Origin of the sequence: Polaribacter sp. HL-MS24, from assembly GCF_032758595.1 — a bacterium.
GTDB lineage: Bacteria > Bacteroidota > Bacteroidia > Flavobacteriales > Flavobacteriaceae > Polaribacter.
In genome coordinates this window covers 716,424-740,701 of sequence record NZ_CP136415.1, presented here as the reverse complement: position 1 = coordinate 740,701, position 24,278 = coordinate 716,424, and the positions used below count along the sequence as shown (strand labels likewise).

The 24,278-nt window shown below is 36.1% G+C and carries 21 protein-coding genes and 2 pseudogenes; 13 read left to right on the top strand and 10 right to left on the bottom strand.

The genetic code is table 11. The features are described 5' to 3' along the window. Positions 1-10: 10 nt before the first annotated feature. From arsS to RRF69_RS03500, 3 genes are read right to left on the bottom strand one after another with little or no spacing between them, the layout of a single operon-like run. Positions 11-1,066, bottom strand: a complete 1,056-nt coding sequence (gene arsS / locus RRF69_RS03510) for an arsenosugar biosynthesis radical SAM (seleno)protein ArsS (RefSeq protein WP_316940586.1) — start codon at positions 1,064-1,066, stop codon at positions 11-13. A gap of 2 nt (positions 1,067-1,068) precedes the next feature. Beyond that, on the bottom strand, positions 1,069-1,404 hold the full coding sequence (locus RRF69_RS03505) for an arsenosugar biosynthesis-associated peroxidase-like protein (RefSeq protein WP_316940585.1): 336 nt from the start codon (positions 1,402-1,404) through the stop codon (positions 1,069-1,071). A gap of 3 nt (positions 1,405-1,407) precedes the next feature. Next, a complete protein-coding gene (locus tag RRF69_RS03500) occupies positions 1,408-2,124 on the bottom strand; it encodes a DUF547 domain-containing protein (RefSeq protein ID WP_316940584.1) in 717 nt (238 codons plus the stop codon). A 265-nt stretch (positions 2,125-2,389) separates the two neighbouring features. On the opposite strand from RRF69_RS03500, the gene fabD reads away from it, so the two are divergent. Further along, on the top strand, positions 2,390-3,277 hold the full coding sequence (fabD, locus tag RRF69_RS03495) for an ACP S-malonyltransferase (RefSeq protein ID WP_316940583.1): 888 nt from the start codon (positions 2,390-2,392) through the stop codon (positions 3,275-3,277). A 54-nt stretch (positions 3,278-3,331) separates the two neighbouring features. Here fabD and galE read toward each other — a convergent pair whose 3' ends face one another. Together galE and RRF69_RS03485 are read right to left on the bottom strand one after the other, a co-directional pair. After that, positions 3,332-4,342 carry a UDP-glucose 4-epimerase GalE gene (gene galE, locus RRF69_RS03490; protein ID WP_316940582.1) on the bottom strand — a complete coding sequence of 337 codons (1,011 nt, stop codon included), beginning with the start codon at positions 4,340-4,342 and terminating at the stop codon, positions 3,332-3,334. A 9-nt stretch (positions 4,343-4,351) separates the two neighbouring features. Then, the gene (locus RRF69_RS03485) at positions 4,352-5,515 is read right to left on the bottom strand and encodes a DegT/DnrJ/EryC1/StrS family aminotransferase (protein WP_316940581.1); all 1,164 of its coding nucleotides are present in this window, start codon (positions 5,513-5,515) and stop codon (positions 4,352-4,354) included. Positions 5,516-5,588: 73 nt separating this feature from the next. Here RRF69_RS03485 and RRF69_RS03480 point away from each other — a divergent pair, with 73 nt between their 5' ends. Beyond that, positions 5,589-7,970, top strand: a complete 2,382-nt coding sequence (locus RRF69_RS03480; RefSeq protein WP_316940580.1) for a penicillin acylase family protein — start codon at positions 5,589-5,591, stop codon at positions 7,968-7,970. 48 nt (positions 7,971-8,018) lie between these two features. On the opposite strand, the gene RRF69_RS03475 is transcribed toward RRF69_RS03480, so the two are convergent. From RRF69_RS03475 to RRF69_RS03455, 5 genes and pseudogenes are all read right to left on the bottom strand, one after another. Further along, a complete protein-coding gene (locus tag RRF69_RS03475) occupies positions 8,019-8,753 on the bottom strand; it encodes a nitroreductase family protein (RefSeq protein WP_316940579.1) in 735 nt (244 codons plus the stop codon). A gap of 30 nt (positions 8,754-8,783) precedes the next feature. Then, positions 8,784-9,797, bottom strand: coding sequence for an alkane 1-monooxygenase (locus RRF69_RS03470; RefSeq protein ID WP_316940578.1), 1,014 nt, complete (start codon positions 9,795-9,797; stop codon positions 8,784-8,786). A gap of 32 nt (positions 9,798-9,829) precedes the next feature. Continuing rightward, positions 9,830-10,516, bottom strand: a pseudogene (locus RRF69_RS03465) (RluA family pseudouridine synthase). 12 nt (positions 10,517-10,528) lie between these two features. After that, positions 10,529-11,140: a ribosome biogenesis GTP-binding protein YihA/YsxC gene (gene yihA / locus RRF69_RS03460; RefSeq protein WP_316940577.1), complete on the bottom strand. Its 612-nt coding sequence runs from the start codon at positions 11,138-11,140 to the stop codon at positions 10,529-10,531. Between the two features lie 47 nt (positions 11,141-11,187). Next, on the bottom strand, positions 11,188-11,952 hold the full coding sequence (locus tag RRF69_RS03455) for an alpha/beta hydrolase (RefSeq protein ID WP_316940576.1): 765 nt from the start codon (positions 11,950-11,952) through the stop codon (positions 11,188-11,190). Positions 11,953-12,145: 193 nt separating this feature from the next. On the opposite strand from RRF69_RS03455, the gene mraZ reads away from it, so the two are divergent. The 11 genes and pseudogenes from mraZ to RRF69_RS03400 all read left to right on the top strand — a co-directional run bounded on the left by mraZ (position 12,146) and on the right by RRF69_RS03400 (position 24,274). Continuing rightward, positions 12,146-12,613, top strand: coding sequence for a division/cell wall cluster transcriptional repressor MraZ (gene mraZ, locus RRF69_RS03450; protein ID WP_316940575.1), 468 nt, complete (start codon positions 12,146-12,148; stop codon positions 12,611-12,613). Further along, entirely contained in the window at positions 12,600-13,514 is a 915-nt protein-coding gene (gene rsmH, locus RRF69_RS03445) for a 16S rRNA (cytosine(1402)-N(4))-methyltransferase RsmH (protein WP_316940574.1), read from the top strand. Before mraZ ends, rsmH begins: the two co-directional genes overlap by 14 nt. A gap of 6 nt (positions 13,515-13,520) precedes the next feature. Further along, the gene (locus RRF69_RS03440) at positions 13,521-13,847 is read left to right on the top strand and encodes an FtsL-like putative cell division protein (RefSeq protein ID WP_316940573.1); all 327 of its coding nucleotides are present in this window, start codon (positions 13,521-13,523) and stop codon (positions 13,845-13,847) included. 58 nt (positions 13,848-13,905) lie between these two features. Further along, positions 13,906-15,865 (top strand): annotated as a pseudogene (locus tag RRF69_RS03435) (penicillin-binding protein). A gap of 1 nt (position 15,866) precedes the next feature. Beyond that, positions 15,867-17,333, top strand: coding sequence for a UDP-N-acetylmuramoyl-L-alanyl-D-glutamate--2,6-diaminopimelate ligase (locus RRF69_RS03430; protein ID WP_316940572.1), 1,467 nt, complete (start codon positions 15,867-15,869; stop codon positions 17,331-17,333). Between the two features lie 2 nt (positions 17,334-17,335). After that, positions 17,336-18,562 (top strand): phospho-N-acetylmuramoyl-pentapeptide-transferase, encoded by a 1,227-nt coding sequence (mraY, locus tag RRF69_RS03425; protein WP_316940571.1) that lies wholly within the window; start codon positions 17,336-17,338, stop codon positions 18,560-18,562. Between the two features lie 2 nt (positions 18,563-18,564). After that, entirely contained in the window at positions 18,565-19,899 is a 1,335-nt protein-coding gene (gene murD / locus RRF69_RS03420; RefSeq protein ID WP_316940570.1) for a UDP-N-acetylmuramoyl-L-alanine--D-glutamate ligase, read from the top strand. Positions 19,900-19,947: 48 nt separating this feature from the next. After that, entirely contained in the window at positions 19,948-21,132 is a 1,185-nt protein-coding gene (locus tag RRF69_RS03415) for an FtsW/RodA/SpoVE family cell cycle protein (RefSeq protein WP_316940569.1), read from the top strand. Next, complete coding sequence (gene murG, locus RRF69_RS03410) at positions 21,116-22,210, top strand: undecaprenyldiphospho-muramoylpentapeptide beta-N-acetylglucosaminyltransferase (protein WP_316940568.1); 1,095 nt, start codon at positions 21,116-21,118, stop codon at positions 22,208-22,210. The genes RRF69_RS03415 and murG overlap by 17 nt, the downstream gene beginning before the upstream one ends. After that, positions 22,207-23,559 (top strand): UDP-N-acetylmuramate--L-alanine ligase, encoded by a 1,353-nt coding sequence (gene murC, locus RRF69_RS03405; protein WP_316940567.1) that lies wholly within the window; start codon positions 22,207-22,209, stop codon positions 23,557-23,559. Before murG ends, murC begins: the two co-directional genes overlap by 4 nt. Then, positions 23,549-24,274 (top strand): cell division protein FtsQ, encoded by a 726-nt coding sequence (locus RRF69_RS03400; RefSeq protein WP_316940566.1) that lies wholly within the window; start codon positions 23,549-23,551, stop codon positions 24,272-24,274. Before murC ends, RRF69_RS03400 begins: the two co-directional genes overlap by 11 nt. Positions 24,275-24,278 lie beyond the last annotated feature (4 nt).

The following is a 24,278-nucleotide window of genomic DNA, read 5'->3' as shown; positions in this document are numbered from 1 at the left end:
CAAGGCTATTTTAGGCAATTACACCTTGACAGCTACTTCCTGCACCCGCTGTGCAACCATAACAGTGTTGATTGATGATGATATTTCGATCCTGTAAAATAGCTTCATTATATGCTGAAATATGATTTGCCTTACTGGCTACTTTCAGATTTAACATTTGATTGAAATCACAATCGTACAGCCAACCGTCCCAGCTTACTGAAAGGGTATTGGTGCACATCACGCTTTCTACTGCAGAAGGGTTGTAGGCTTCTACCAAAGAATACATGTAGTCTTCGTAATTTTCTGAAGCGATTAAGTAATCTAAAAAACGACTAATAGGTAAATTGGTAATGGCAAATAAGTGATGAAAATCAATATGAAACTCACTCTTTAATGCCATTTTAAAATCATTTTCTAAAGCTTTTTGATCGCCTGGTAAAAAGGCCCCAGAAGGATTGTAAACCAAATCTAATTTTAAGTCGGATCCTTCGATTCCGTAACCGACTTTGTTTAACATTTGTAATGCCTTGATTGATTTGTCAAATACACCATCGCCTCGTTGTTTGTCTGTTTTTCCACGTGTCCAATGGGGCATCGATGAAACAACATGAATGGAATGGCTCCTAAAAAAATCGGGCAAATCGTGGTATTTTTTATTTGCTAGGATTATGGTCAAATTGGATCGAACAATAAAATCTTTAATTCCCACTTTTGCTGCTTCTTCAACAAACCATTTAAAATTCGGATTCATTTCGGGGGCTCCTCCTGTCAAATCTAAGGTGTGAGCTCCTGTGTTTTTGATAACTTCCAAACATTGCTGCATGGTTTCTAGCGTCATGATTTCTTTCCGATCTGGGCCAGCATCTACATGGCAATGTCCACAAACCTGATTGCACATATACCCCAAATTGATTTGAAGTACCTCTAGTTTTTTTGGACGCAGAGGAAGTTGATTGGTCTCCTGAATTTTTTTAGCAAATGTGGATAGTTTCCCTTCAGCAAAAATTCCGTTGGATAAAATTTCTAACTGACGAGCGGTATTTGCCAAATCGTTATTTCTTGCGTGTAATGATTTTATGGACATTTTTACATTTCTAATTGATTCACTTTCTTCATCATTTGAACTCCATGAACCAAGGTTGCGCCACTTTTTATGGCAGCACCAACATGAATGGCCTCCATCATTTGTTCTTTGGTAATTCCGCGTTGGAGTCCATCTTTGGTATAAGCATCGATGCAATACGGACATTGTTCTGTATGTGCTACTGCTAGAGCAATTAAAGATTTTTCACGAGCTGTCAATGCCCCTTCTTCAAAAACTTTTCCATAATAATCGAAGAACTTAGTCCCTAATTCTTCACTCCATTCTGTAATTTCTCCAAATTTTTTCAAATCGGAGGCATCATAATAAGGCTTTGCCATAATTTATTTTTTGTTTAAAGTCCAATCGTAATTTTGATAATGTATTGTTGCATTTTTGTCAATCGGGATATTTGAATACTGATTTAAAAAATCAATAAGACTCCCTTTTTCTGTGAAATCAGATTCAAACCAGTTGAAAATTTTTGAAATTATAATGTTTTTTGTTGTGATTGTATTTTTGGTTGAATCATTGATAAAGGCAATCATTAATTTCTCTAATTCACGGTCAATATTTTCTTCTGTAAATGCTTTGTTGGATAATTTTGGGCATGACTTCGAAGCGCAATTGACGCCAACATGTATTTTAGGGTCTTTGAAGTTTTTGCGTAAAATTTCGTGTTCTACTTGATCAAGGGTATATGTATGGTCTCCTATTTTTACAAATGGAATCTTCCATGCAGATTTCCCCTTTCTTTTGATGTCTAAAATACTATTTTTTAGCTCTTTTGAATTTCTGGCATGTAGCACCAAATAGATCGTATAGGCATTGTAAGTATTGATCCAAAAAGCTTTTTGTTTGTTGACAGACCAGCTGTGATCGGGTGAATTTTTTTCTAAGGAATTCAAATAGCGACGTAATTTTTTTCCATTAAAATTCATATAATCAACGACTCCTTTATCACTCACATAGGTACTTAGCAATTCATTGAACAAAGAATGTTGTGCAAAAAATTGCGACGGGAGAAGCGTGAGTAAGAGAGTCCATACAATTTTTTTCATAATAATAGTTTGGTGCTAATGGAGACGAACCGAAAGGCGATACTTTGCAAAAAAGGATCCCAAACGAAAATACTAAATTCTACTCAGACTTTGAATAGAAAGTGGATGTTTATAAGGCTGTCTTCCATTGATTTTCGCAATTGTTAATGATTTTACAAAAAAAAAGTTCTATTTTTTGGATTCATAAGAAATCAAAAGCTAGATTGTCTTCTCCTAAAAATCATTATTTTTGTCGTTAATTCAAGAAATAACAAAAACAGTTTAGATGAAAGCATATATTTTTCCAGGTCAAGGAGCACAATTTACGGGTATGGGTTTAGACCTGTACAATGCTTCTGCTTTGGCACAAGAGTACTTCGAGAAAGCAAATAAAATTCTAGGATTTTCAATTACAGACATCATGTTTGAAGGGACAGCCGAACAATTAAAAGAGACCAAAGTTACCCAGCCAGCTATTTTTTTACATTCAGTTATTTTAGCTAAAGTTTTGGGAGATTCTTTTCAGCCAGAAATGGTTGCAGGACACTCTTTAGGAGAATTGTCCGCTTTAGTTGCTAATGGTGTTTTATCTTTTGAAGACGGTTTGCAATTGGTTTCAAAACGTGCGTTGGCAATGCAAAAAGCTTGTGAATTAGCACCTTCTACCATGGCAGCTGTTTTAGGATTGGACGATCAGATTGTAGAGGAAACCTGTGCTGAAATTGAAGGTGTGGTCGTAGCTGCAAACTACAATTGCCTAGGACAGTTGGTGATTTCTGGTGAAATTGAAGCTGTTGAAATTGCTTGTAAAGTGTTGACTGAAAAAGGAGCAAGAAGGGCTTTGATATTGCCTGTAGGTGGAGCATTTCATTCACCAATGATGGAGCCAGCAGCAGCCGAATTGGCTGCAGCCATAGCCGCTACTACTTTTAGTGCCCCAAGCTGCCCTGTATATCAAAATGTACCTGCAAAAGCAGTCACGAATCCAGAGGAGATAAAAAAGAATTTGATGGCTCAGTTAACAGCTCCTGTAAAATGGACACAATCTATTCAGGCAATGATTGCTGACGGAGGAACTGAATTTATTGAAGTAGGTCCTGCAAATGTATTGCAAGGCTTACTCCGAAAAATTGACCGAAGTGTTTCGGCAAGTGCTGCAACATTTGCGGTTTAATTTGAAACTTGTGTAAAAAATATAATCCCGCTTTGAGCGGGATTTTTTATGTGGTTAAGATTGTTTTTGTTGCCATTTCCATGCAGCACTCAATCCCTCTTCCAAACTTTTTTCTGTTTTCCAGTTCAGTTCCTTGTTTGCAAGAGTCGTGTCTGCATAGGCAGCTGTAATGTCACCTTCCCTTCGGGGTTTGATGACATAATTTAACGAGCTTCCTGAAGCTGTTTCAAATGCCTTGATCACGTCCAAAACCGAACTCCCTGTTCCAGTTCCTACATTGAAAAATTCAAAATTAGAATTATTTTTTTTATGAAGGAGTCTTGTTAAAGCACTGAGATGTGCCTTTGCAAGATCGACCACATGAATATAGTCACGGATAGCTGTACCGTCTGGAGTGGGATAATCATTTCCAAAAACGGACAATTCTTTTCGGATACCTGCTGCGGTTTGTGTAATAAAAGGGATTAAATTTTGGGGAACTCCTAAAGGCAATTCTCCAATCTTGATACTTTCGTGAGCGCCGATCGGATTGAAATAGCGCAATGCAATCGCATTCATTCCATAGGCATTACAACTTTCTGCAATGATTTCTTCTCCAATTTGCTTGGTGTTTCCGTAGGTAGAAGAAGCTTTTTTAATAGGGGCATTTTCGTTAATAGGTAAGGAGTCTGCTTGTCCATAGACGGTGCATGAAGAGCTAAAAATAAAATGGTCGAGAGCTCTATTTTTCATCTCTTGTAGTAAATAGACCAAACTCCCGATATTATTTTCATAATAATCTAAAGGCTTCTGCATACTTTCACCAACGGCTTTAAAAGCCGCAAAATGGATGATTCCGTCAATCGCTACTGAATTAAAAAAGCGGTGAACATCTTCTTTTATTCGTAAATCAATTTGATGAAAATCGGGTTGCACACCTGTGATTTCTGTGATCTTTTCTAAAACGTCAATTTTTGAATTCGAAAGATCATCAATAATGACCACCTCATAACCCGCATTTTGCAATTCTACAACTGTATGTGAGCCAATAAATCCTAAACCTCCAGTGACAAGTATTTTTTTCATAGGTGTTATTTAGCCAACAAATTCTAAAATTGTTTTTGTGATAAATTCTAATTGCTCTGTATCCAATTCGGTGTGCATCGGTAAAGAAATGACCTCTTCAATTAATTGATTGGTTATTTTAAAGTCATCTTCTTTATAACGACTGTCTTTGTATGCCTTTTGGGCATGTAAAGGGACTGGGTAGTAGATAGCGTTGGGGATTCCATTCTCTAACAAATGGTTGTGCAAGGCATCTCTTTTACCCGTTTTGATTTGTAAGGTATATTGGTGAAAAACGTGACAATCACAACTGTCGCAAAGTTGTTCACAATTAGAGGTATTGTTCGATTGTGTCGTAGGTGTCACTATTTTTGGGTTATTTTCAAACGCTTTATTATAAAAACGTGCAGCATCTCTTCTGGAATCACAATAGGCATCTAGTTTTGGTAATTTAGCTTTTAAAACTCCAGCCTGAATAGAGTCCAATCTAGAGTTGACTCCCACTACGTCGTGATAATAGCGAGTATACATTCCGTGATTTACAATTCCTCTTAGCGTATTGGCTAGTGTGTCATCATTTGTAAAAATGGCACCACCATCACCATAGCAGCCTAAATTTTTTGAGGGGAAAAAAGAGGTCGTCCCAACATGTCCGATAGTTCCTGCTTTTTGCTTTCGACCATCTTTAAAGGTATAGTTTGCTCCAATTGCTTGCGCATTGTCTTCAATCACATAAAGGTCATGTACTTTGGCAATTTCCATGATCGCTTCCATATTGGCAACTTGTCCAAATAAATGAACGGGAACAATTGCTTTTGTTTTTGGTGTAATTGCTTTTTTTAAGGCATTTAAATCGATGTTAAAGGTCTTTGGGTCTACATCCACCAAAACGGGAGTCAATTTTAAGAGCGCTATGACTTCTACAGTTGCGGCAAAAGTAAAATCGACCGTAATGACTTCATCGCCTTGTTCCAATCCCAATCCCATCATTGCTATTTGCAAAGCATCCGTTCCATTTGCACATGGAATGACATGTTTTACAGCCAAATATTTTTCTAAATCTGCCTGAAATTCATGCACCAAAGGACCGTTTATGTATGCAGAAGTATTGAGTACTTGTGCGATAGAATCGTTAACCGTGTCTTTGATTTTAGCATATTGACCTTGGAGGTCTACCATTTGGATTTTCTTCATAAAGGATTGTTTATAATCAATATCAAAAATACGATATAATTCTAGTATCTTTGAGTATATCAAATAGATTTCTATGAAAATAGTTAAAAATATTACCAAATATATTTTCCTTCTTATACTTTTTGTATCGGTTGGATTTTGGTTGTATACCAAAACATTATACCCTGAGTACAAAGGTGATATTGCGCTAGAAAACCTTGTCGAAGAAGTTGAAATTTATTATGACACCATTGGGGTGCCACATATCAATGCCCAAAATCAACACGATGCCTACACGGCCTTAGGATATGTGCATGCACAAGATCGATTGTGGCAAATGGAATTGATTCGTAGAATTTCGGCAGGAAGATTGTCTGAAATTTTTGGTGAAAAGTTAATTGACACTGACAAATTTATGTCTGGCTTAGGAATTGAAGAAAATGCCCAAAAAACCATACAGAATTTAGACAAGAATTCTGAAATGTACCAATTGTCAATGGCATATTTAAATGGAATAAATCAATACATAGAAAATGGAAAAACTCCATTGGAGTTTACGTTGGTAGGAGTAGAAAAAGAAAAATACACCCTAAAAGACATGTACAATGTATTTGGATACATGGCATTTAGTTTTGCAATGGCCCACAAAACCGATCCGCTTTTAACAGAAGTAAAAGAGGTTTTAGGAGAAGCCTACTTGAATGAATTAATCGGTGCCGAAACTCAAAATTTAACACTCATTCAAACCCAAAAAAATCCAATTTTAAAAGGAGCGTTGGGAAGTGCAATGCAAAAGCTATTTAATGCGTTACCGATTTCTCCTTTTATAGGAAGTAATTCATGGGTGATAGGTCCAGAAAAAACAAAAAGTGGTAAAGTAATTTTTGCCAACGACCCACATATTGGTTATTCACAGCCTTCGGTTTGGTATCAATCGCATATCAAAACTCCAAATTATGAAATCTATGGGTTCAATTTGGCCCTAGTGCCTTTTCCTCTTTTAGGTCACAATAGAACCTATGCTTATGGGTTGACTATGTTTGAAAATGATGATGTCGATTTTTATACGGAAGAAAATAATCCAAACAACCCAATGGAATACAAAACACCAAACGGGTATGAAAAATATAGCTTGGTTGATAAACGGATTAAAGTTAAAGAAGGAGAAGATCTAGTATATCAAATAAAAGTGAGCCAACATGGTCCTATTATCAATGATTTGGTCACACATATCGATGACGAAAGACCTATTGCAATGCAGTGGATTTATACCAAGGCAGAAAATAAAATTTTAGATGCTGCCTATGCAATCTCGCATGCCAAAAGTTTGGAAGATTTTAAAAAGGGAGCCAGTAAATTGCATGCTCCAGGTCTGAACATGATGTATGGAGATGCACTCAATAATATTGCATGGTTTGCCTCGGGAAAATTGTATCGATATAGAGACTCTTTATACACAAAAACCTATTTAAATGGTGCTTCTGGGAAGGATGAAATTTTAGAGTATTTGGATTTTAAACAAAATCCACAAGCTGTGAATCCTAGCTCGAATTATGTGTATTCTGCAAATAATCAAACGGAGTCAATAGATGGTACATTGTATCCTGGGTATTATTTATTTGAAAACAGAGCCAAAAGAATTGTGAATTTGTTAGAATCCAAAAACGACTGGACAAAAGAAGAAGTTGCAACCATGTTGAATGACGTTACCTCACTTTCTGCACCCAAAGTTCTTACTGATTTTATCAAAGAAATTGATCAAAAAGGATTCTCTCCTAGTCAAAAAATCGCCCTTTCAAGTTTGAAAAAATGGAAAGGAAATTTTGATACTTTCGAAATAGGGCCAGTTATCTATAACCGTATTGTCTACGAATTTCAGAAAAACACTTTTAGCGATGAGTTGGGGGATGCTTTTGAACAATTTACAAATACCCCTCTGATCGAAAAGGTATTGCCAGTTCAAATGGCGAGAGAAAATTCGGTTTGGTGGGATGATGTTTCTACCAAAGATAAGGTTGAGACCAAAAAAGAAATTATTAACAAATCGTTTCAAGATGCTTTTTCTTTTTTGCAAAATCAATTGGGCGAAAATGTTGTTAATTGGACTTGGGATCGAGTGGTTTCTGTTGAACATAAGCATGCGTTAGGTCAGGTTGATGCCTTAAGAATGTTGTTCAATGTGGGGCCATTTGTCACTTCTGGAGGAGATCAGGTAATTAACAATCAAATTTATGATATTGATGCTACCGGATATTACAAGGTAAAAGCAGGGCCTTCTACAAGAAGAATTGTCGATTTTTCAGATATTGAAAACAGTATGGCAATTATACCAACAGGACAATCGGGACGTGTTTTTAGTGCGCATTACAAAGATCAAGCAGCTAAATATTTGAATGGAGAATTTGTTAAAATGGAAATGAATCAAGCCATCATCGAAAAGAGTCCCAACCGATTGGTATTATACCCAAAAAAGTAAAATTTACCTAGAAGAGTGATTGGTCGAATTCATAGAAGGGTTTTGAGATTAAATTTCTTTATAAACCTCCTCAAAAGGAATTCTAAAACGTTCCCCATAGATCCCTTTTTCATCTCTAATTCCGCAAGAAACAATCATATTTATTTCTGCACCAGAGGGCAAGTTTAATAGGTTTTTTACTCTTAGGGTATCGGAGCCTTCCATAGGACAGGTGTCATATCCAATTGCAGCCATAGAGATCATAAAGTTTTCAGCTGCCAATCCACAGGTTTTGTGCGCTACGGTTCTTATATCGCTTCCTTTCACTTGTCGATAAATAGGTTTAAAGATTCCAATTGCAAAGACAAAGAGGTATTTGAAAAAGCCTAAAATTCCAAAAAAATCTGCATAGGCAAACGGAATGATTTTTCCGTAATAGTTTCGAATCACTTTCTCCCTGCTACTTTGTTCTTCTTTGGGTTTCTGTGGAAAAAGGGTGTCTACCATTTCCAAGTTGGCCTTTGCGCGTTTTTTCCATAGATCTTTCCTAGTGATAAAAATCACTAATTGTTGTGCTGTTTTTGCTGCATTTTGGTTGAAGCATAAAGGGGCAAGTTGGGCAATTGTTTCTTTGGAGGTAATATGGTAAAACTCCCACAATTGCATATTGCTACTATTTGGTGCCAATACAGCTAATTTGAGGCATTCTTTGACAAGACTGCTGTCAAGGGTTTTTTGGGCGTCGTAAACTCTTACAGAGCGCCGATAGTGTATTGCTTCTGACACTGTTTTTTCTGAATTCATATACTAATTTAAGAAATTGAGTTGATTTTTTTATGCATCACTAAAAACCACAAAGGAGGTAAAAATGCAAGAATCATCATGCCTTGGATAACCCGTAGGCATTTGCGGACTCTCGGGCAATGATTTTAAGAGTTGATACTGTTTTGAGCCATTGTAATGGTGGTCTGAATGACGCGATAAATTAAACAAGAGCATTTGTCCAATTTGATGATCTGAGTTCCAAGAATGATTCCTTTTTACCTTTTCATAACGCCCATTTACATCCTGTTTTCTTAGAAGTCCATAGTGTTCAATATAGTTTACAGTTTCTAGCAAAATAATTCCAGAAATAGCGGCTATTAAAAAAGAGATGCAAACGAATTTTCCAAATAAAAAATAGATTCCGCCAACCAAAAGGAAGTTGCAAAATGTATAGATGAGCATTCTATTTTGAGGGTGAAACCAGTTTCTACCACTTGCTTGAAGACGCTTGTTTTCGAGCCTCCATGCTTGTACATAACTCATGCAATGAGAGCGAATCCAAAATAAAAAAAGGATTTCATTTTTTCTTGCTGTTGCTGCATCTTTGGGTGTTGCTACATGTAAATGATGTCCACCGTTATGGTAGGGTAGAAAATGTGTGTTTAAAGACGTGAGCAGTAGGATTTCTCCAATCAGTTGATCTCCACGATGGGGTCTGTGGCCAAGTTCGTGACCTACATTGATCCCAATGACACTACACATGATTCCCATTCCAAAAATACGCCCGACCAATTCTGAGGTTGTCAACCCAGTTTCTTGAATTGCATATAAGAAGAACCCTAAAAAAATCAATTGGAGGGGGAGTGTTGCATATAATATATAGGTATAGTTTTTGTTTTCTTTTTCGATTCTAGCTTCCTCTGCCGTAAAATTTTCTTTGTTTGGTTGAATGAAGAGTTCAAGAAATGGAACCAGTCCGAAGAAAACGATTGCTGGGAGATGTGTTAGCCATCCTTTAGAAGTAAAGGAAATATAAACAACAATAGGTAAAATTAGTACTGAGAGGTATTTTAGTGACTTCATTTTTGGGAAACTTTTGTCTAAATATACAAAAATTAGACACAAGCGTTCCAAATGCTGTCATTGGGTGTGTTCGCGGTAATTTGAATTTCTTCTTTAGTTACGGGATGGATAAAGCGAATTTTTCGAGCGTGTAAAGAAATGCTTCCGTCCTTATTGCTCCTTTCAAAACCGTATTTTAAATCTCCTTTAATGGGGCTTCCAATGTGTGATAGTTGGGTTCTAATTTGATGATGTCTCCCAGTTTCTAGGTCAATTTCTAACAACGAATAATTGTCTAATTTTTGAATGACTTTGTAATGTAGCGTTGCTATTTTGCTGCCTTCAATTGCCTTTTTGTATACAAAAGACTTGTTTTTTTTACTGTCTTTTTTTAGGAAATTTGTCAAGCTGTCGGCAATAATTTCAGGAGTTTTTTTAACAATCGCCCAATAGGTTTTTTGGATGGTTTTGTCTCGGAGCATTTTGTTTAATCGCTCTAATGCCTTCGAAGTTCTTGCAAAAATTACAATTCCAGAAGTAGGTCTGTCCAGACGATGTACTGTTCCAATAAATACATTTCATAGTTTCTTATATTTGTCTTTTATATACTCTTTGACAACATCACTGAGGGGTTTGTCGCCAGTTTTATCCCCTTGAGTTATATCTCCAGCTCTTTTGTTGACGACAATAAGATGATTATCTTCAAACAAAACCTGTAAATTTTCTTTGGTGGATTGCATAAATATGAGGGGCTATGTAAAGTCTTTCGCAACGTCTTGGTTGACGCCATCGATAAATTCTAAAAACTCCTTTCTTCCCAACCCACTTGAAGATGAGGTTAGAAAACACGTCGGTAATTCTTCCCAGTGTTCTAATAATTTTTTCTTGTAGGTCGAAATTTGCTTGTTCAATTTTGAGCTTCCCAGTTTATCAGCTTTTGTAAAAACAAGGCAAAATGGAATTTGATTGGTTCCCAGGAACTGCATGAACTCGATGTCAATTTTTTGAGGATCATGCCTCGAGTCAATCAATACAAAAGTACAGACCAATTGCTCTCTTTCTTTAAAATAATTTTCTATAAAATATTGAAAAATAGTCCTTTTTTTCTTTGAAATTTGAGCGTATCCATATCCAGGTAAATCAACCAAAAACCAAGAATCGTTGATGATAAAATGATTGATCAGTTGTGTTTTTCCGGGTTTTCCAGAAATTTTCGCCAAATCCTTTCGCTCCATTAACATGTTGATTAACGAAGATTTCCCTACGTTAGATCGCCCAATAAATGCGTATTCTGGAAGACGCTCTTTGGGTGCTTTAGTAACATTGCTGTTACTCATTATAAATTGAGCAGATTTTATTTTCACAATAACAAATTTGGTTGTTTAATACCTAAAGGAACAAAAAAATAGAATTATAGATTTCTATCTTTTAGCCAATTGTGTAAAATGGAATTAAATTCCTCAGGTCTTTCCATCATTGCTGCGTGTCCACATTTATCAATCCAAAATAAATCTGAATTGGGCAATAATTTATGGAAATCATGAGCAACTTCAGGAGGCGTAACTGCGTCTTGTTTTCCCCATATGATGCAGGCTGGCATATTCATCTCAGGTAAATCATTTGCCATATTGTGTCTGATAGCACTTTTGGCAATGGCAAGGGTTCTGATGACAGAACTCCTGTCGTTTACGATTTTAAAAATATCGTCGACCATTTCTTTGGTTCCAACAGCAGGATCGTAAAAGACACTTTTTGTTTTTTCTTCGATGTATTCGTAGCTTCCTCTTTTCGGAAAACTGTCTCCCATTGCTTTTTCGTACAAACCAGAACTTCCAGTGAGTACTAGTGCAGTGACTCTTTCCTGATAGTGTTTTGTAAAATATAAAGCAATATGTCCACCTAAAGAGTTTCCTAATAAAATAGCATTATCTATTTTCTTATACTCCATAAATTCCTGCAAGAAGTTTGCTAAATTCTTGACATTTGTTTTCAAAAGAGGGAGTGAATATAGAGGTAATTCTGGGATTACAACGTTGTAACCATTTTTTGAAAAATGATTAAAGGTGTCTTCAAAATTGCTAAGAGTCCCCATCAGTCCGTGAAGAACTATGATTGTAGGTCCTTCTCCAGCCTCAGCGTACGTAAATTTATCTTCAATCTTTAAATAATCGGTCATTCGGGTTTTACAATTTACTGAATCGCAAATGTACTTCTTTTTTGTTACATAGTTATTTTTTTAAAATGGAGTTATTTTCATTGTTTAAATGACTCTTGTGTTAAAAAAAGACAAAGTTATGAACAAAGTGGTAAAAAGTGGTAAAATGTGGTAAATTTTATTTATTTTTGATATCTATAAATTGTTTTTTTTAATGGTGAATCTCATTGGGACATACGAGTGTAAAGCAGATGCTAAAGGGAGGGTGATGTTGCCATCAGCTTTCAAGAAGCAGTTACATGCAGTGTTGCAAGAAGGCTTTGTGGTAAAGCGTGCTGTATTTCAGCCCTGTTTAGAGCTGTATCCCATGAGTGAGTGGAACCTAATGATGGAGAAAATCAATAAGCTCAACCGATTTGTGAAAAAAAACAATGATTTTATTAGAAGATTTACTGCCGGTGTAAAAATGGTAGAATTGGATGCTTCCGGTAGAATTTTAATTCCTAAAGATTTGTGCGATTTTGCAGGAATTCAAAAACAACTTGTATTGTCTTCTGCAGTCAATATTATAGAAATTTGGGACAAAGAGAAATATGAAAAAGCCATTGACGATGCTTCTGTAGATTTTGCAGATTTAGCCGAAGATGTAATGGGAAATACCGATGCCGATGAATTATCATAATCCAGTATTACTAAAAGAAAGTGTTGATGCGTTGGCGATCAAAAAAGATGGAGTCTATGTAGATGTGACTTTTGGTGGAGGAGGACATTCAAGAGAAATTTTGAAACAGCTTGGTCCTGATGGAAAGTTATTTGCATTTGATCAAGACCCTGATGCTTTGGAGAATAAGATTGATGATGATCGGTTTGTATTGATTCCTGAAAATTTCAGATTCATTTCAAGATTTTTACGGTTTTACAGAATCAAGAAAGTTGACGGTATTTTGGCAGATTTAGGAGTTTCTTCACATCAGTTTGATGAGGCTGAAAGAGGTTTTTCAACTCGTTTTGATGGTGATTTAGATATGAGAATGAATCAAAAATCCAAGTTATCTGCAAAAGAAATTATCAACAAGTATTCTGAAGAAAAATTAGCAGAAATCTTGTTTTTATACGGTGAATTAAGGAATTCAAGAAACATCGCAAAAACTATTGTAGAAAAACGAGCAGAGCAAAAAATTGAGACGAGTTTTCAGTTAAAGGAAGTGCTTCAAAAGTACCTGCCAAATGCGGTAGAACATAAAATATTGGCTCAAATATTTCAAGCCATCCGAATTGAAGTTAACGAAGAGCTGGATGCATTACGAGATTTTTTGGTACAAATACCGAGTCTTTTAACAGCAGAAGGGAGATTGAGTGTGATTTCGTATCATTCTTTGGAAGATCGATTGGTGAAAAGGTTTATCAGCACTGGAATGTTTAGCGGTGAACTAGAAAAGGATGTTTTTGGAAACACCAAAGAACCGATGCAGAAAATAGGCAAGTTGATTGTGCCTTCTGCAGAAGAAATTAAAATCAATAATAGAGCAAGGAGCGCAAAGCTTCGAATAGCAACATTAAAAAAAGAACGCATAAAAGCTTAATTGATAATGTCTAAAGTTAAAAAAGGATTGTACGGGTTTTTGCGCGGGAGTTTCTTAACTGACGATTCGGCATTTAAAAATTGGAGAGTCATCATTTTTATCGTTGTGCTCTTATTGATAATGATATCGAGTGGACATCAAGCCGATCAAAAAGTAATTCAAATTGCAGCTTTGAATAAGCAGAAAAGAGAATTGCGAGAGGCTTATGTAGATATGAGTTCGAGGTTAGAGCGGATGAAAATGGAGTCGAGTATTCGGAGAAGAGTTCAGTCTTTAGGGATAGCGCCCTCGACAACACCTCCAAAAAAAATAAAAGTAACAATTAAAGAATAATACATTGGCAACTCAAAAAAATGGCATATTGGCAAAATTCTACTTGGTAGCTGCTTTTATGACCCTTTTTCTAGTGTTCGTAATGTTTCGAGTATTCAATCTTCAATATGCACATGGAGATAAATACAGGAAACTTTCCAAAGATCTTACCGTAAGAGAATTCACCATTTCTGCAAACAAAGGAAACGTTTATGCAGCAGATGGAAATTTATTGGCAACTTCCTTGTCGAAATTTACAATCCGAATGGATTTGGTAGCAGTTCAAGATAAAGTGTTTGAGGAAAATATTGTTGGGTTGTCCGAAGCACTTTCTGAAATGTTAGGGAAGTCTTCAAGCTATTATGAACGAAGTCTTCGGAATGCAAAAAAAACCAATAAGCGGTATTTTTTCATTGCCATAATATTGGGTACAATGATTATTTGAAGATGAAAAAATTTCCAATTTTTAAATTGGGTGTTTACAAAGGTGGATTTATCGCCGAACATCATACGGTTCGAGAACACCCTATTGGAAAAATTGCAGAGAGAACTATTGGTTATGACGATGAAAGCGGAGGCGCTGGAATAGAGGGTGCTTTTGCTGATTATATGAAAGGTGAAGATGGATTGCGATGGAAGCAGAAAATCGCAAAAGATCAATGGAAACCGATCAATGATATCAACGAAAAAGAACCGATAGACGGTCATGATATCATCACGACTATCGATGTTAATATTCAAGATATTACCCATCATGCACTATTGCGTCAGATGGAAGATTTTGAAGCAGAACATGGCTGTGCAGTAGTAATGGAAACCGCAACGGGAGAAATTAAAGCCATCGCTAATCTTGGAAGAACTTCACAAGGAAAGTACTACGAGAAAAGAAACTATGCCGTTTGGGAAAGTCACGAACCAGGTCAACATTTAAATTGGCAAGCTTGATGGCTGCCTTAGACGATCAAGTAATTGACACATCAACCGTTGTTGATACCGAAAAAGGAAGGATTTTCATTCACGGTTCTAAAGTAGAAGATTCGAAAAGAGGAGGCTATGGCAAAATATCTGCTGCAAGAGTTTTTGAGGTGTCTTCCAATGTTGGAATTGTGAAATTAATTCGAAAACATTACGATCATCAGCCTCAAAAATTCATCGACAAACTAGAAAAATATGGTTTTACAAAACCCATTGGATTTTCAATTAAAGGAGAAGGAAACCCAATTGTTCCAAAACCAAACGATAAAGGCTGGAATAAAATTTCTTTAGAATGGATGTCATGGGGATATGGCGTTTCAGTGACGCCTATGCAAACCTTAATGTTTTACAACGCTGTTGCCAATAACGGAGTAATGGTAAAGCCTCGATTTATTAAGGAATTAAGAAGTCAAGACAAAATAGAAAAAATATTTAAAACTGAAATTGTACACCCAAAAATTGCTTCAGACACAACCTTGGAAAAGATTCGGAAAGTGATGGAAGATGTGGTGATTAAAGGAACAGCTGAGAATATTTATTCTCCAAATTTCTCTATGGCAGGCAAAACTGGAACTGCAAAAAAATACATTTCTACTTATACAAATAGCAAAGGAGAAACCATTTCGGGGCATTATTCTTCTAAGCATTATACAGCATCATTTGTGGGTTTCTTTCCAGCCGACAAGCCAAAGTATTCCTGTATTGTCGTGATTCATGATCCAAAGAAAGAAAAAGGATATTATGGAGCCGTTGTAGCAGCGCCAGTTTTTAAAGAAATTGCCCAAAAAATTTATACGACCACTCCAGAAGATCATCAGTCAGTATCCGAGATGACTCAGTTTGCAGCTATTAATCAAAAGTATTTAGAATACGATAACCAATTGGTTGAATCTCATACGGAAGTTCCAAACGTTCAAGGGATGTCTGGGATGGATGCCTTGTCTTTGTTGGAGAATATAGGATTAAAAGTACAGATTACAGGAATTGGAAAAGTAGCATCACAATCCCTCAAAAAAGGAGAAAAGCTCGTTAAAGGAGCAACCATTATTTTAAAATTGTCATAAGTTGAAAAATTTAAAAGACATACTGTCTCAGGTTGCAATACTTCAATTATTTGGTCAAACAAATATTGAGGTAAATGCCCTTGTTTTCGATTCAAGAAAAATTTTACAACAAGATATTTTTGTGGCTCTAAAAGGAGTTTCTGTTGACGGACATGCATACATCGCCAAAGCCATTTCTTTAGGTGCAACGGTCATTGTTTGTGAAACGCTTCCAAAAGAAATTCATAAAGGAATTACCTATGTACAAGTAGCAGATGCAAATAGTGCTTTGGCAGTAATGGCAGCCAACTATTACAAGCATCCCTCTCAAAAACTTTGTCTAATAGGAATTACAGGGACCAACGGGAAAACAACAATAGCCTCTCTGTTGTATCAATTGTTTCAAAAGGCAGGATACAAAGTGGGATTACTTTCTACAGTCAAAATTTTGGTCGATACTGTCGAATTTAAGGCAACCCATACCACACCTGATTCTGTGACTATCAATCACTATTTAGATGCCATGGTTGAAGCAGGTGTTGAGTACTGTTTTATGGAAGTGAGCTCTCATGGAATTCACCAAAAAAGAACAGCAGGATTAACTTTTGCGGGGGGAATTTTTACCAACCTATCTCACGATCATTTGGATTATCACGAAACTTTTGCGGAATATAGAAATGTAAAAAAACAGTTTTTTGATGCCTTACCCGAGTCGGCATTTGCATTGACAAATATTGACGATAAAAACGGCAACTTTATGTTGCAAAATACCATAGCCAAGAAGAAAACCTACGCACTAAAAACCCTTGCGGATTTTAAATCCAAAATCATTGAAAAGCAGCTTTCTGGAACTCTAATTTCTGTCGGAGGTGTTGAGGTTTGGACAAAACTGATTGGAGTTTTTAATATCTACAATCTGACAGCCATAATTGCGACCGCAGAATTATTGGGCATGGAAAGGCTTGAGGTTTTAACCATTATAAGTCAGTTAGAAAGTGTTAGTGGGCGTTTTGAATATGTGATTTCAAATGACGGAATTACAGCAATTATAGATTATGCACATACGCCAGATGCTTTGAAAAATGTTTTAGAAACAATCAATGATATTAGAACGGGAAATGAAAAAGTGTACACTGTTGTTGGTTGTGGTGGTGATCGTGACAAAATCAAAAGACCCCATATGGCGCATATCGCATCGCAGCTAAGTACTCAAGCAATTTTTACTTCAGACAACCCGAGAACCGAAAATCCACAAACGATTTTAGATGAAATGGAAACGGGAGTTTTGCCAGAAAATTATTCCAAAACACTCACTGTTTTAAATAGAAAACAGGCCATTAAGACCGCTTGTAAATTCGCAAAAGCGGGGGATATTATTTTAATAGCTGGAAAAGGCCATGAAAATTATCAAGAAATCCATGGCGTTCGCGAACATTTTGATGACATGGAAGAGGTGGAAGAATGTTTTAATCAATTAAAAACCAATTAAGAATGCTGTATTATTTATTTGAATATTTAGAGAGTCAGTTTCGTTTTCCTGGCGCAAGTGTGTTTCAATTCATCACTTTTAGAGCCGCAACAGCATTTATGGTTTCCTTATTGATTTCTTCCATTTACGGAAAGCGAATCATCAATTTTTTAAGAAATCAACAAGTTGGAGAAACGGTTCGAGATTTAGGGTTGGATGGGCAAAATCAGAAATCAGGAACGCCTACTATGGGAGGATTGATCATCATTTTTGCAACATTAATCCCAGTGATATTATTTGCAAAGTTAGAGAATATCTATATCGTTATTCTGATTATTACTACGGTTTGGATGGGTTTGATTGGTTTTTTAGACGATTATATTAAAGTATTTAAAAAAGACAAGGCAGGACTTAAAGGAAAGTTTAAAGTTTTAGGACAAGTGGGGCTTGGAATTATTGTGGGCTCTATGTTGTATTTTAATGATGGCGTAACGATCAAAGAGCAATTGCCAACAACACAAAGAGTAGTTCAAGAAAATGGGCGTGTCAAAGTTTTTGGAGAAGCACACAAATCGACTAAAACAACAGTTCCTTTTTTTAAAAATAACGAATTAGATTATTCGAAAGCATTGAGCTTTTTAGGAAAAGGATACGAAGCCTATGGTTGGATTGTGTTCATTTTTATTGTGGTTTTTATTGTCACAGGAGTTTCAAACGGTGCAAATTTAACGGACGGGATCGATGGTCTGGCAGCCGGTTCTTCCGCGATCATTGTCATTACACTCGCAGTTTTTGCATGGGTTTCAGGAAACATCATTTTTGCCGATTATTTAGACGTCATGTACATTCCTAATTCGGGAGAAATGACGGTTTTTATCTTGGCATTTGCAGGAGCTTTGATAGGGTTTCTGTGGTACAATACATTTCCAGCTCAAGTTTTTATGGGAGATACTGGTAGTTTAACCATTGGAGGAATTATCGCAGTGATTGCAATTGCAATTCGAAAAGAATTGTTGCTGCCAATCTTAGCTGGAATTTTCGTAGTTGAAAACCTATCAGTCATTCTTCAAGTGACTTGGTTCAAGTATACTCGAAAAAGATTTGGAGAGGGAAGACGAATATTTAAAATGGCGCCATTACACCATCATTATCAAAAAGAAAGTTACCACGAAAGTAAAATCGTAGTTCGCTTTTGGATTGTAGGGATTCTGCTGGCAGTATTGGCAATCGTAACATTAAAATTAAGATAAGATTGAAAAGACTTGTAATTCTTGGTGGAGGTGAAAGTGGTGCAGGAGCGGCAGTACTGGGCATGCAAAAAGGATTTGACGTTTTTGTTTCCGATCAAGGTAGCATTGCGAAAAAATACAAGGAGGCTCTTTTGGAAAGCCATATCGATTTTGAAGAACATAAACATACAGAAGCAAAGATACTCAACGCAACGATCGTCGTAAAAAGCCCTGGAATTCCAGACAGTGTTCCGTTGATTGTAAAACTAAAGAAAAATGGAGTCAAAGTAATTTCTGAAATCGAATTTGCTGCCGCTTATACCGACGCAACAATTATAGGGATTACGGGATCGAATGGAAAAACAACTACCGCTCTGTTAACACACCATCTGTTGAAAAATGCAGGAATGAATGTCGGGATTGCAGGAAACATTGGTGATAGTTTTGCACAGCAAGTAGCAGTTCAATCCTATGACAATTATGTTTTGGAGTTGAGCAGTTTTCAATTGGACGGAATTGAAAACTTTAAGAGTCATATTGCTATTTTAACCAATATCACTCCCGATCATTTAGACCGATATGAGTATGATTTTAATGCCTATATCGCATCAAAATTTAGAATTACAAAGAATCAAACAGCTACCGATTATTTTATTTATGACGCAGACGACGACGCCATCAATAATTGGTTAGCAAACAACCCTATAAAAGCAACATTAGTTCCGTTTTCATTAGAAAAAAAAATTGAATACGGTGCTTTTATTGAAGACCAACAGATTATTATCAACATTCATAAAGAAAAAATACAGATGCCACTATCTACACTATCATTAAAAGGAAAACACAATACGAAGAATGCAATGGCTGCTACTATGGCTGCTCAATTGTTAAAAGTTCGAAAAGAGGCTATTAAAGAGAGTATGGCAAATTTTGAAGGTGTTGAACATCGATTAGAATTTGTTGCAAAAGTTCGGGGGGTAGAATATATCAATGATTCTAAAGCAACCAATATTAATGCCGTTTTTTATGCATTGGAATGTATGGATAAAAATACTGTTTGGATTGTAGGGGGTGTAGACAAAGGAAATGACTATCAAGATTTATTGCCTTTGGTGAGAGAAAAGGTCAAAGCGATTGTTTGTTTGGGTTTAGAAAATGAAAAAATTAAAGATACTTTTGGGAAAGTAGTTGATATGATTGTTGAGACTGCTGGTGCCGAAGAAGCGGTGAAGGTAGCCCAAAAATTAGCAGAAACTGGAGATGCTGTTTTATTGTCTCCTGCTTGTGCGAGTTTCGACTTGTTCGAAAATTATGAAGACAGAGGACGTCAGTTTAAAGTTGCAGTTCGAAACTTGTAAATTGGATACTTCTAAGCGTGCTATTTTTTAAAATTTTAAAATTAAAAAGTGAAAACCATTTTTCAACACATACAAGGAGATAGAACTATTTGGGCACTCGTAGCTATTTTGGCGATATTCTCTTTCATGCCAGTATATAGCGCCAGTACAAATTTGGTATATGTTGTTGGATCGGGTTCAACGATTGGTCATTTGGCAAAACACATTGCATTGTTAATTATTGGTTTTGGAATTATTTATGGAGTGCATAAAATTCCGTACCGATATTTTTCTGGGGGTTCTGTTATCATGATACCGATCGTAATTGTCTTGTTGATTTTTACACTTGCACAAGGGACTACCATTGGTGGTGCTAATGCGAGCAGGTGGATCCGTATTGGAGGAATTGGGTTCCAAACATCTACACTAGCTGGGTTGGTTCTCATGGTTTATGTGGCGCGTTATTTAGCAAAAAATAAAGAGAGTGTTATTAATTTTAAGGAAAGTTTATGGCAGCTGTGGTTACCTGTTTCTCTCATTTTAATTCTTATTTTACCTGCTAACTTTTCGACTACAGCTATTATTTTTACCATGGTTTTACTTGTTACCTTTATGGGTGGCTATCCTTTAAAATATCTTGGAGTTATCTTAGGCACAGGCATTATTGCCCTTGCTATATTTGTTCTAATTGCTAAAGCATTTCCCGATGCAATGCCCAATAGAGTTCAAACTTGGCAAAGTAGAATTGAGAGTTTCTCAAACGAAGAAGGAAAAGATGCATATCAAGTAGAAAAAGCAAAAATAGCCATCGCAACTGGAGGTCCTTTCGGTTTGGGTCCAGGAAAAAGTGTACAAAAGAATTTTTTACCTCAATCTTCTTCCGATTTTATTTTTGCAATTATCGTCGAAGAATACGGTTTGATGGGAGGTTTAGGAATTATTTTTATTTACTTCTTATTACTCTTTCGAATTTTTGTGGTGGTCAAAAAAACAAAAACAATTTTTGGAACTTTGCTGGTCATTGGTGTTGGAGTGCCAATCATTTTTCAAGCAACCATCAATATGGCTGTTGCTACGAGTCTTATTCCTGTTACTGGACAAACACTACCACTCATTAGTAGTGGTGGAACTTCAATTTGGATGACTTGTTTTGCACTCGGAATGATTCTAAGTGTTAGCGCTTCCAAAGAGAAAACAGAAGAAGAGATCTTAGATGATAACCCTTTAGATATTTTACATGAAGCAATCGATTAACATATTAATTTCTGGAGGTGGAACAGGTGGACATATCTACCCAGCAATTGCGATCGCAAATGAATTAAAATTGCGATACCCAGCGGCGAAGTTTCTTTTTGTGGGCGCAAAAGACAAAATGGAAATGGAAAAAGTTCCGCAAGCAGGATACGATATTAAAGGCCTGTGGATTTCAGGTATTCAGAGAAAAATAACGCTTAAAAACCTATTGTTTCCTTTCAAGCTTATCAGTAGTTTATTGAAATCAAGAAGGATTATCAAACAATTCAAGCCACATGTAGCCATTGGTACTGGTGGGTTTGCAAGTGGTCCTGCATTGTTAATGGCGTGCAGATATAAAGTACCAAGTATTATTCAGGAGCAGAATTCTTATCCAGGAATCACAAATAAACTATTAGCTAAAAAAGTTGCTAAAATTTGTGTTGCTTACGATCATTTAGAACGCTTTTTTCCAGCAGATAAAATTTTAAAGACTGGGAATCCCGTTCGACAAGATTTATTGCAAATTCACACTAAAAGAGCGGAATCCTTCGATTTCTTCAATTTAAAGAGCAGCCAAAAGACAGTCCTAATTTTGGGCGGAAGTTTGGGAGCAAGAAGGGTCAATCAGTTGATTGAGGATCAATTGAATTTTTTCAAGGAACAAGAAATTCAAGTAATATGGCAGTGCGGAAGATTATATCTTGAAGAGTATCAAAAATACAATGATGTACCAGGGGTTCAAGTGCATCAATTCATCAATCAGATGGATGTTGCCTATGCTGCTGCCGATATTATTATTTCAAGAGCAGGAGCAAGTTCTGTTTCCGAATTGTGTATTGTAGGAAAACCCGTCATCTTTATTCCTTCTCCAAATGTTGCAGAAGATCATCAAACCAAAAATGCCAAATCGGTGGTAGACCATCATGCTGCAATTTTATTAAAAGAGAGTGAATTAGATACTTTTTCAGTAGTTTTTGAAACCCTTTTAAAAGACAAAGGAAAACAAGAAAGCTTATCGGAAAACATCAAAGCATTGGCTTTACCTACTGCGACAACTGACATTGTTAACGAAATTGAGAAATTACTAAAGAAGTGAATTTAAAAGAGATACATAGGGTTTATTTTGTTGGTATAGGAGGCATCGGAATGAGTGCCCTTGCACGGTATTTTGTGGCTCAGGAGAAACAAGTAGCTGGCTATGACAAGGCACCTAGCAAAATAACAGAGGTACTTTTTGATTTAGGAATTTCTATTCACTTTGACGATGCAATTACAAATGTGCCGAGTTCTTTTTTAGATTCAAAAGGGACTTTGATAGTCTACACTCCAGCTGTTCCAAAAAATCATTCCGAATTAAATTACTTTCTCGAACATGGTTTTTTGGTTGTAAAACGCGCCGAAATTTTAGGGAAAATTACTGAAAATTCATTTTGCTTAGCCGTTGCAGGAACCCATGGTAAAACAACAACTTCGGCAATTTTAGGGCATTTGATGCAGTCGAAGATGGCAACTTCATTTTTAGGAGGGATTGCAGAAAATTACAATTCCAATTTAATTTTAGGAGGAGCCGCAATTACAGTGGTAGAAGCCGATGAATTTGACAGATCTTTTTTACAACTTTCACCCGACATTGCTTGTATTACTTCGATGGATGCAGACCATCTAGATATCTACGAAAACCCTGCTGCCTTGGAAGAGTCTTTTGTTGCCTTTGCAGAGAAGGTAAGTCAAACCTTGATTGTCGCCAAAGGATTGCCAATAAAAGGGTTGACTTATGCAATTGATGCACCTGCAGACTATCGAGCATCTCATTTAAAAATTGAAAGTGGAAAGTATATTTTTGATGTTCAAACCCCATCGGGAAGTGTAGAGAACATCCATTTTCATCTTCCTGGGAAGCACAATGTGATGAATGCATTGGCTGCTTTGGCGATGGCAGATGTATACGGAGTTCCGCTTGAGGAAATCAAACAACAGTTAGCTTCTTTCAAAGGAGTACAAAGAAGGTTTTCTTATAAGATAAAAACAGCAGATTTTGTTTTGATTGACGATTACGCACACCATCCTACAGAAATCAGGGCAGTAGAGCACTCGATACGAGAGATGTATCCAGGCCAAAAGGTTTTGGTAATTTTTCAACCTCATTTATTTTCTAGGACCAGAGATTTTATTGATGATTTTGCAAAAGTCCTGTCAAAATTTGATGAAATTGCCTTATTGGATATTTATCCAGCAAGAGAATTACCAATCGAGGGAGTCGATTCTTCTTGGTTGTTGAGTAAGATAGATACTGAGCATAAAAAATTGGTACAAAAAATTGATTTAGTAAAAGTTATTAAAAATTCGACCGCAAAAGTTGTGGTAATGTTAGGGGCTGGAGATATCGGAGTAGAGATCAACCAAGTGACAGATCACTTATTAAACAGCATGCACCATGAGGCTTAAAAGAGCGTTAAAATATTTGTTTTTTGTACTATTTGTAATAGGTTTAGGGATGCTTTACAGTTTTTCTTCTGCACGTAACTTACGCCAAAAGGTAGAAAATATTGAGATTGAATTTGAAGGAGAAAACACTCATTTTTTAACAAATTCAATGGTTGATAAATTGTTAATACAAAATGCGCAAACAGTAAAGAATTTACAAAAATCTGTAATAGATTTATATGGTTTAGAAAACCAAGTGAATCACAATCCATATGTAGAAAATTCTTCGGTTTTTTTACATATTGATGGTACGCTAAAAACAATCGTAAAACAACGAACTCCCATCGCAAGAATTATTGATAAAGAGGGATCTTATTATATTGATACACAGGGAGTGAAAATGCCTTTGTCCGACAATTATTCTGCAAGAGTATTGTTGATATGGGGGGTAAAGAAAGAGGAAAGTTACAAAGAAATTGTTGCTTTGGTCAATCGAATTTTAGAAGATGATTTTTTAAAGAAAGAGTTGGTAGGGATTCATCAATTAGACAACAACGAGTATCAATTTGTTGTTCGAAGTGGAAATTATACGATCGATTTTGGAAAATTAATCAACATTGACGTAAAATTTAAAAAGCTAAAAGCGTTTTATAACAAAGCTTTTCAAGACAAAACCATACAAGAATATAAAACGATTAACGTAAAATTTCACAACCAAGTTGTGTGCACAAAATAAATCA

Coding starts and splice junctions, on each gene's coding strand:
- RRF69_RS03480 (WP_316940580.1), top strand. CDS start 5,589: ATGAAAATAGTTAAAAATATTACCAAATATATTTTCCTTCTTATACTT.
- RRF69_RS03475 (WP_316940579.1), bottom strand. CDS start 8,753: ATGAATTCAGAAAAAACAGTGTCAGAAGCAATACACTATCGGCGCTCT.
- arsS (WP_316940586.1), bottom strand. CDS start 1,066: ATGTCCATAAAATCATTACACGCAAGAAATAACGATTTGGCAAATACC.
- mraY (WP_316940571.1), top strand. CDS start 17,336: ATGCTGTATTATTTATTTGAATATTTAGAGAGTCAGTTTCGTTTTCCT.
- RRF69_RS03440 (WP_316940573.1), top strand. CDS start 13,521: ATGTCTAAAGTTAAAAAAGGATTGTACGGGTTTTTGCGCGGGAGTTTC.
- rsmH (WP_316940574.1), top strand. CDS start 12,600: ATGAATTATCATAATCCAGTATTACTAAAAGAAAGTGTTGATGCGTTG.
- RRF69_RS03500 (WP_316940584.1), bottom strand. CDS start 2,124: ATGAAAAAAATTGTATGGACTCTCTTACTCACGCTTCTCCCGTCGCAA.
- galE (WP_316940582.1), bottom strand. CDS start 4,342: ATGAAAAAAATACTTGTCACTGGAGGTTTAGGATTTATTGGCTCACAT.
- RRF69_RS03485 (WP_316940581.1), bottom strand. CDS start 5,515: ATGAAGAAAATCCAAATGGTAGACCTCCAAGGTCAATATGCTAAAATC.
- RRF69_RS03470 (WP_316940578.1), bottom strand. CDS start 9,797: ATGAAGTCACTAAAATACCTCTCAGTACTAATTTTACCTATTGTTGTT.
- fabD (WP_316940583.1), top strand. CDS start 2,390: ATGAAAGCATATATTTTTCCAGGTCAAGGAGCACAATTTACGGGTATG.
- RRF69_RS03400 (WP_316940566.1), top strand. CDS start 23,549: ATGAGGCTTAAAAGAGCGTTAAAATATTTGTTTTTTGTACTATTTGTA.
- murG (WP_316940568.1), top strand. CDS start 21,116: ATGAAGCAATCGATTAACATATTAATTTCTGGAGGTGGAACAGGTGGA.
- mraZ (WP_316940575.1), top strand. CDS start 12,146: ATGGTGAATCTCATTGGGACATACGAGTGTAAAGCAGATGCTAAAGGG.
- RRF69_RS03505 (WP_316940585.1), bottom strand. CDS start 1,404: ATGGCAAAGCCTTATTATGATGCCTCCGATTTGAAAAAATTTGGAGAA.
- RRF69_RS03455 (WP_316940576.1), bottom strand. CDS start 11,952: ATGACCGATTATTTAAAGATTGAAGATAAATTTACGTACGCTGAGGCT.